The organism is uncultured Campylobacter sp. (assembly GCF_938045535.1).
Classification (GTDB): domain Bacteria; phylum Campylobacterota; class Campylobacteria; order Campylobacterales; family Campylobacteraceae; genus Campylobacter_B.
Genome location: NZ_CALIMQ010000264.1, coordinates 1 through 7,605, shown reverse-complemented (window position 1 = coordinate 7,605; position 7,605 = coordinate 1). Strand labels below are relative to the sequence as shown.

Sequence of the window (7,605 nt, the reverse complement as noted above, 5' to 3'; positions counted from 1 at the left end):
CAGTCTGATAAGGCCATTGTAGCTGGGTTCTAGGTATCTCTGAGCATGGAGCACTCACGCCAGCCTCAGGCGTAAATTCTACAGCGTCCGGTACAACCTCGCCTTGGATGAGCGTCTATACGGAATTTAAAACTGAGCTGGATAACGCTAAAGCTGCGTTTGATAAGAAAGACTCTGCTGCGCTAAAAGCTGCGCTAAATCGCGCGAAATTTGATATCTACCGCAACGAACGTCTAGAGGAGGCGGTGCGAAAATATGTCTCGTCTCAGACCGATCAATCAATCCAGCAAATTATCGGAAATCTCTTGCGCGAGGATGCGGATACGGATAAATCAAAATTTGACGAAGCGATAAACACTTTAGATAATCTAGCATTAAAAGCCGTAAATGATTTGCCGCAAGAAAGCTACTCCATAGCGCCGCAGACTGCGTTAGCACAAAGCGATACTAGCGAAGATGAAGGCAAGGATTTTACGCCGATTGTGCAAAATATCAAGGATAAGATGGCTAAGGTTTTGCAGCTTTACGAGAGCGGCAAGGTTGATGATGCGATCGACGAGAGCGGTAATATCTACTTTGATGAATACGAAGAGAGCGGCATGGAGAATATCGTCGGTGCCAAAGACACACAGCTTAAGCTAGACACCGAAGCAAGCTTTAATAAAATTTCGGCTCTTATGCGCGCGGGTGCTTCCAAAGAGCAGATCGTAGCGGCGCAAAACAAGCTATTTGATCAGCTTACCCAAAGCCTAGAGCTAACGAAGAAATCAAGCAATTGGGATCTATTTTTATACGCGTTTATCATCATCTTGCGCGAAGGATTTGAAGCGCTCATCATCGTAGCCGCGGTCATCGCTCTACTTATAAAATCCGGCAACTCAAAGCACCTAAATATCGTTTACAGCGCTCTTGGCGTCGCGGTTGTGCTAAGTATCGCTACGGCTTACGGGTTGAATTATATCTTCGGTAGCGAAAATGCAGGACAAACGCGTGAAGTGATGGAGGGCGCGGTGATGTTAATTGCCGTAGTTCTGCTATTTTATGTGGGCTTTTGGCTTCTTTCAAATGCAAGCTCCAAAAAGTGGAGCGCCTATATCCAAGGTCAAATTTCAAACAGCCTAAGCTCTGGCGATAGCAAGATGCTTTGGTGGACGGTATTTTTAGCGGTTTATCGCGAGGGCGCAGAGACGGTGCTATTTTATCTGGCACTACTTTTCGATGCTAAAAGTCCAGCAGCTACTAGCATGGTAGCAGCAGGCTTTGTAGCGGGTCTAGCGGCTCTTATCATAGTTTATATCGTCATCAAAAAATTCTCGCTTAAAATCGCTATCAAGCCGTTTTTCATCGCTACGTCAGTCATTATCTTTTATATGTCCGTCGTATTTGTGGGCAAGGGCGTGATGGAGCTAGTCGAGGGCAAGGTATTCGTGCCTACGGTGATAGACGGGCTTCCTACGATTACGTGGATCGGATTTTATCCTTACGTCCAAAGCCTCGTGCCGCAAGCGGTGATGATCGTGCTTCTAATCGTAGGAATTTTAATCTTAAAAAATAAGCAAAAAAACAAATCTTAATAAGGAGAGAAAAGATGAAAAAGATTTTTTCAGGTATGTTGGCGCTAAGCCTAGCCTCTGTTATAGCAATGGCGGGTGAGCATCCAATCGGCGAGCCGATTGAGCAAAATGGAATGGAGATCGCTGCCGTTTATCTTCAGCCTATCGATATGGAGCCTAAAGGCATTGATCTAGCTCCTAGCAAGGCGGACATCCACCTTGAGGCGGATATCCACGCTATCAAAGGCAATGCAAACGGATTTGGCGAGGGCGAGTGGATCCCTTACCTAAAGATCGCTTACGTGCTTAAAAACCTAGATACCGGCAAGATTCAAAAGGGAAATTTCATGCCGATGGTAGCTAGCGACGGCCCTCACTACGGCGCCAATATCAAGATGGTAAACGGCGTAGGCAACTACGAGTTAACCTACAACATCGAAAATCCAAGCGCCAACGGATTTGGCCGCCACGCAGACAAAGCGACCGGCGTAGGCAAATGGTGGGAACCGTTCTCGGTTAAATACACCTTCCAATACACAGGCGCTCCTAAAGAGTAAATCGTAGCAGGCTCCGCCGAGTCCGTTTTGGCGGAGCTCTAGCGGTATTGGGTTTAGCCGCACGCTTTAAATTTAAGGCGGTTACTTTAGCCCGTTTAAATTTGCCATTACGCCGCAGTCAAAGCGCATCGTTTTTGCTTTAATGCGTTTAAGCTTACGAATCTTTTTAGCTGCGGCAAAATTTTAAAATTTAGCACGTCGCGAGGGTGAGACAAAACCAAAGCAATAGCGAGGCGAAATTTCTCTTTGCGGGCGGCTCTTGACGCTGCAAATTTTTTGCAAGCGGATTTGAAATTTTAAAATTTACAAAATGGCGTAGGTTTTAAAATTTTAAAATTTAAGCAATTATAGGCGATTTACGCGCATTAGGCTCGATGAGGATTTTTGATGACGATATTTTTTTATCACGTTAGCTTGGCTCTGTTTCCGCTTGCATTTTTAAGCGCGTATCTGGGCGGCAGGCGCTTTATTGGCGCATCGTTTTTGCCCGCGCTTTTGGGAGCTGCATTCGGGGCGCTGTGCTTTAGCGCATTTGCGCGCTCGGCAAACGCCGATACAGGCAAGATTATATTTGACGCGCTCGCACTTTTAACGCTGCTCGCGCTACTGTTTGCGTTTAGGCTTAAGCGATTCTATCTTACCGCTATAGTTATTTTTGCTCTTGGTTGCGCGTATGGATTTGAATACCGCTTCATAGGGATGAATTTTAAAATTTTCTCCGGCGAGCTGCTGGATAGCTTTAGCCTAACCAACCTCTTCATGGCGGTTTTAGGTGCACTGGCTCTCATTTTATTCTATTTTATTTATCGCTCAGCTCTAGTGCGCGCGAGCAGAGGTGCAAAGCTGGCGTCATTCGCTCTTGCGTGGGCATTTGCCTTCATCGCCAAAATCGGCTTTTTGGGTCTTGATCTGCGCCAGGCAGACGCGCCCAAAGCGCTAGCTGCGAAGGGTTTTGAAGGGCTTTCAAACGCGATCGGCTCGTCCGAGTTTCTAAGTGTCATCGCTAAAATCATCCACTACAACAACTCCTATCTGACGCTAGCTCTTTGCCTTATAGCCGCGCTAATTGCGCTACTTACGGCATTTCGTGCGCCAAGGCGTCTGCCTCGCGAAGCGGACATTATAAAATTTAGAGAGGTTAAGGCGGGCAGATTCGCCATTTTTAGAGATTTTAGCCTGATTTTATCGCTTGGGGTTTTAATCAGCTTTTTGGGGCTTTATTATATCTTGGTCGCCTCAAAACCGCCTACGATCGATGAGCCTAAGATTATCGAGCCGCAAGGCGCGGAATTCATAATCGATGCAAACATCGTAAAAGATGGCAAGCTGCACCGCTTTGCCTACGTCACCGACGACGGGCATAAGGTCAGGTTTTTTCTACTAAACCGCTTCACGGACAAATTTGCTCCGGTCGCGGTTTTTGACGCGTGCTCGATCTGCGGCGATATGGGCTATATCAAAAAAGGCGACGAGCTCATCTGCATCGCTTGCAACGTGCGTATCTTTTTGCCGAGCGTCGGCAAGCTTGGCGGCTGCAATCCGATTCCGCTGGATTATAAGCTAGAGGGGCAAAATATCGTCATCGCGCTTAAGACGATCGAGGACAGCGCGTCCTATTTCTCGGAGATCGTGGATAAAAAGGTGATCGATCCGGTCAGTAGAAAAGAAATTTTAAACACCTCTAAATTTAGCTATCTTTACTACGGACGCACCTACTTTTTCGAAAGCGAAGCGAATGCAAACGCCTTTACCGCGCATCCCGAGCGCTATGTAGATGAAAACGGCACGCTAAAGGAGCTTAAATAATGTTTTTACGCATCATCAAATCCTCCATTTTAAACTCCAGGGATAGCAAAATTCTAGCGTTTTTGACCATATTTTTATCGGTCTCGCTGATCGCTTGTATGCTAAATATCACGCTAAAAATCGGCGATGAGGTCGCTAAGGAGCTACGCAGCTACGGCTCAAATATCGTCGTGCTGCCGCGTTCGCAAAGCCTAAGTATCGAGATCGGTGGGCGCGAATACTCGCCGCTTAAAAACGATGATTTTTTAAAAGAGAGTGAACTGCATAAGATCAAAGAAATTTTTTGGCGCAACAATATCACCGCCTTTGCGCCCTTTTTAACTACCCGCGCGGGAGATTACGACGTCGTGGGGACCTACTTTGAAAAGGACGTGGGCGTTAGCGACGAGCCTGATTTCAGATCGGGCGTGCGCTCGCTCTATCCGTTTTGGAGCGTAGAGGGGCAGTGGGTAAAAGACGGCGCTGATGACGAGGTGCTTGCAGGCGACGCGCTAGGGCTAAAGATCGGCGATACGGTTAAGCTTGGAGATTATGAGGTTAAGGTCGTAGGAATTTTGCACGGCGCGGAGGATGAAGCCAAAAAGCTGATCGCAAATTTATCGCTGGTGCAAAAGCTAACGCACAAAGAGGGCCTCATCGCTAAGGCAGAAGTTAGCGCCATGACGATCCCCGAAGACGATCTGTCCGTAAAGGCAAGAAGGAGTCTCGATAATCTAGACGCCACAGAATACGACACCTGGTATTGCTCAGCATACGTTAGCTCCATCGCATATCAGATCACCGAGGAGTATCCAAACGCAAGCGCCAAGGCGGTGCTTAGTGTCAGCGAAGCTCAAAGCGGCATCACGAAAAAAATTCAAAATTTAATGGGCGTCGTAAGCATTCTGTCGCTGCTGATTTCAAGCATCTGCATCACGAGCCTGCTAAGCAGCGAAATTTACAAACGTAAAAAGGAGATCGGCTTGCTTAAGGCGCTGGGAGCGAGCAATTTTATGATCTATATCCAGTTCGCCGCCGAAATTTTTGTCATCTGCGTAGCAAGCTCACTCGTGGGCGCAGTCGTGGGCTACGTGCTTAGCTGGGCGATCGCGTATCAAATTTTCGGCTCATTCATCGGCGTGTCGTTGATGGTCTTTCCGCTTAGCATAGTCTTTGGACTTCTTATTTGCATTATCGGCTCGATTCTACCGCTACGCGGAGTGATCAAGCTACTGCCTGCGGAGGTGCTTTATGGCAGGAAATAACGGAGCGTTTTTCAGAAGCGCGATCTTTAAAAGTATCATCAACAGCGGCATTCGCAGCTTCGTGATTTTTGTCGCGATCATGCTAGGCAGCGCAGTTTGTGCGGCGTTCGTAAATATCTACGCCGACATCGATAAAAAGGTCGCCAGCGAGCTAAACAGCTACGGCGCAAATTTAATCATAAGCCCCGCAAATTTAGAAAATTCCCATATGGACGAAGCGGCGCTCGATGCAAAGTTCGCTAAAATCCCCGCACTAAAAAGCGCGAATAAATACCTTTTCGGCAGCGCAAATTTAGGCGTCAACTCAGGCATCATCATGGGCGTAAATTTCTCCTCTCTGCGCGATACTATGCCGTTTTTAGATCTCAAAGAGGGTTCGTTTATCGGCGTGGATTTCGACGATAAAAACGCGCTCATCGGGCAGGATCTCGCCAAACTTTTGGGCGCGAAGCTTGGCGATAGTATCGAGATCACGCCGATCGGCTCAAACGAAACGAGCAAGGTAAAGATAAAAGGCATCGTCTATGACGGGCAGAAAGAGGACGGCATGCTGCTAATATCGCTGCCGCTGGCGCAAAAAATTTTAAATCAGCCTGCGCAGGTAAACTACGCCGAAGCGATCGTAAGCGGCGATTTTAAGCAGCTAAGCGAAATTTCAAAAAGCCTTAGCGACGCGCAGATGAGCTTCGCGCCGATCGGCAAAGTATCCAAGACCCAGGGCATCATCTTAAACAAAATCAAGCTTTTGATGCTTCTTATCGGCATTACGATCCTTCTGATCACCTCGGTCTGCATCAACACGAGCCTTAGCTCGATCCTGCTTTCGCGCATCAAAGAGTTTGCGCTCATCCGCGCAATCGGCGCGAGCAAGCAAAATTTGCTCCACCTGATCCTGAGCGAAATTTTAACCGTCTGCGTCGCAGGCTCGCTAGCGGGAGTATTCGTGGGATATTTGCTCGCGATCTTACTGGGGCATCTGATATTTTCAAGCAGCGTGGATTTTAGGCTGATTAGCCTCTTTGCGGCGGTCGCGCTGAGCTTGATCTTTGCGCTCGCGGCAAGCTACTATCCGATCAAAAAGGCGCTGAATCCGAATTTAGCGAATCTATTAAGGGAATGACATGGAAATTTTAAAATTTGAAGGTATCTGCAAATACTTCGGCGAGGTTAAGGCTCTCGATAATATCAGCTTCGACGTTTTAAGCGGCGAGTGGGTCAGCATAATGGGCCCAAGCGGCAGCGGCAAGAGCACGCTCGTAAATATCCTAAGCCTGATGGACACCCCCACCGCGGGCAGATATATCCTGGGCGGAGCCGACGCGAGCGCGCTAAACGACGAGCAAATTTTAGAATTTCGCCGCAAAAAGATCGGTCTCGTGTTTCAGCAGTTTCACCTAATCCCCTATCTAACGGCCGTCGAAAACGTTATGTTAAATCAATACTACCACAGCTGCGTGGACGAGGACAGCGCCAAGGCAGCACTTGAGAAAGTAGGGCTCGGACACCGCATCACGCACCGCCCTAGCGAGCTTAGCGGTGGCGAGCAGCAGCGTGTCTGCATCGCGCGTGCACTCATCAATGATCCCGACATCATCATCGCGGATGAACCTACGGGCAACCTCGACGAGGCCAACGAGCGCGTGGTTTTGCAGCTCTTTCAGACGCTTCGCAGCGAGGGCAAGACGCTGCTTTTGGTCACGCACAACGAAGAGCTCGGCAAATTTGCCGACAAAGTGGTGCGCCTAAGACACGGCAAGCTCGATCGAATAGAACTTTTAGATCAAAGCACGATGAAGCATAATCTCGGCTCACAGGATAAAATTTCAGATCGCAATCCAAACAAAAGCGCTTCGCAAAGCTCTAGCGCCGAAGCTGCGAGCGAGCAAAATCCCGCCTCGCAAAATTCGGGCGGCGAAAATTTCGATGCCGAAAATTCTGGCGCGCAGAATTCCGGTGCGTAAAATTTAGCTTTTAATGATGAAAAATAAAGCTACGTTAAAATTTAAAAATTTCACCGCCTGCGCACGCTCTTTTTGGGTTCGCACAAAGCTCGCGCGAACGGGAGCGGCTCTTTGCTACGCACGTCCCGCCGAAGCCGTTTGCCTTGAAAGATCAAGCGCCGATGCAAAGCCAAGCGGAGTGGGTAAAAATTTTAAAAGTCTAAATTTTAAAAACCAAAACGCTACGGGCGCGTATTACGACGCGGATCGCGACATACGCCTCAGCGCGGATCGCGATATAAATTTCCGTCCAGATCGCGCCGCAAATTTTAAAATTTCAAACGCAAATTTAAAGGCCGATTTAGCGCGCCCGAAGGCGAGTTTTAGATGATAAAATTTTTAAATTTAAAAGTTGCTGCCGCCGTGTTCGCGCTACTGCTCGCAGGCTGCGACGGATGGAAGCACCATCTAAGCAGCGACGGCACCTCGCTCGCCTCCAAGTTCG

The 7,605-nt window shown here is 48.2% G+C and carries 6 protein-coding genes and 1 pseudogene; all 7 read left to right on the top strand.

Features of this window, described 5'->3' with window-relative positions:
• Positions 1-107 precede the first annotated feature (107 nt).
• Positions 108-1,574 (top strand): FTR1 family protein, encoded by a 1,467-nt coding sequence (locus Q0095_RS08325; RefSeq protein WP_297883068.1) that lies wholly within the window; start codon positions 108-110, stop codon positions 1,572-1,574.
• Positions 1,575-1,588: 14 nt separating this feature from the next.
• Entirely contained in the window at positions 1,589-2,110 is a 522-nt protein-coding gene (locus tag Q0095_RS08320; RefSeq protein ID WP_005869331.1) for an iron transporter, read from the top strand.
• Positions 2,111-2,497: 387 nt separating this feature from the next.
• Entirely contained in the window at positions 2,498-3,916 is a 1,419-nt protein-coding gene (locus tag Q0095_RS08315; protein WP_297883065.1) for a Fe-S-containing protein, read from the top strand.
• Positions 3,916-5,160, top strand: coding sequence for an ABC transporter permease (locus Q0095_RS08310; RefSeq protein ID WP_297883063.1), 1,245 nt, complete (start codon positions 3,916-3,918; stop codon positions 5,158-5,160). The genes Q0095_RS08315 and Q0095_RS08310 overlap by 1 nt, the downstream gene beginning before the upstream one ends.
• A complete protein-coding gene (locus Q0095_RS08305; RefSeq protein ID WP_297883061.1) occupies positions 5,147-6,280 on the top strand; it encodes an FtsX-like permease family protein in 1,134 nt (377 codons plus the stop codon). The genes Q0095_RS08310 and Q0095_RS08305 overlap by 14 nt, the downstream gene beginning before the upstream one ends.
• A gap of 1 nt (position 6,281) precedes the next feature.
• Positions 6,282-6,920, top strand: a pseudogene (locus Q0095_RS08300) (ABC transporter ATP-binding protein); the annotation flags it as partial.
• 217 nt (positions 6,921-7,137) lie between these two features.
• Positions 7,138-7,491 (top strand): hypothetical protein, encoded by a 354-nt coding sequence (locus Q0095_RS08295; RefSeq protein ID WP_297883059.1) that lies wholly within the window; start codon positions 7,138-7,140, stop codon positions 7,489-7,491.
• Positions 7,492-7,605 lie beyond the last annotated feature (114 nt).

Excerpts from the sequence above, each read along its gene's own strand:
- Q0095_RS08325 (WP_297883068.1), top strand. The coding sequence starts at position 108 with ATGAGCGTCTATACGGAATTTAAAACTGAGCTGGATAACGCTAAAGCT.
- Q0095_RS08320 (WP_005869331.1), top strand. The coding sequence starts at position 1,589 with ATGAAAAAGATTTTTTCAGGTATGTTGGCGCTAAGCCTAGCCTCTGTT.
- Q0095_RS08315 (WP_297883065.1), top strand. The coding sequence starts at position 2,498 with ATGACGATATTTTTTTATCACGTTAGCTTGGCTCTGTTTCCGCTTGCA.
- Q0095_RS08310 (WP_297883063.1), top strand. The coding sequence starts at position 3,916 with ATGTTTTTACGCATCATCAAATCCTCCATTTTAAACTCCAGGGATAGC.
- Q0095_RS08305 (WP_297883061.1), top strand. The coding sequence starts at position 5,147 with ATGGCAGGAAATAACGGAGCGTTTTTCAGAAGCGCGATCTTTAAAAGT.
- Q0095_RS08295 (WP_297883059.1), top strand. The coding sequence starts at position 7,138 with ATGAAAAATAAAGCTACGTTAAAATTTAAAAATTTCACCGCCTGCGCA.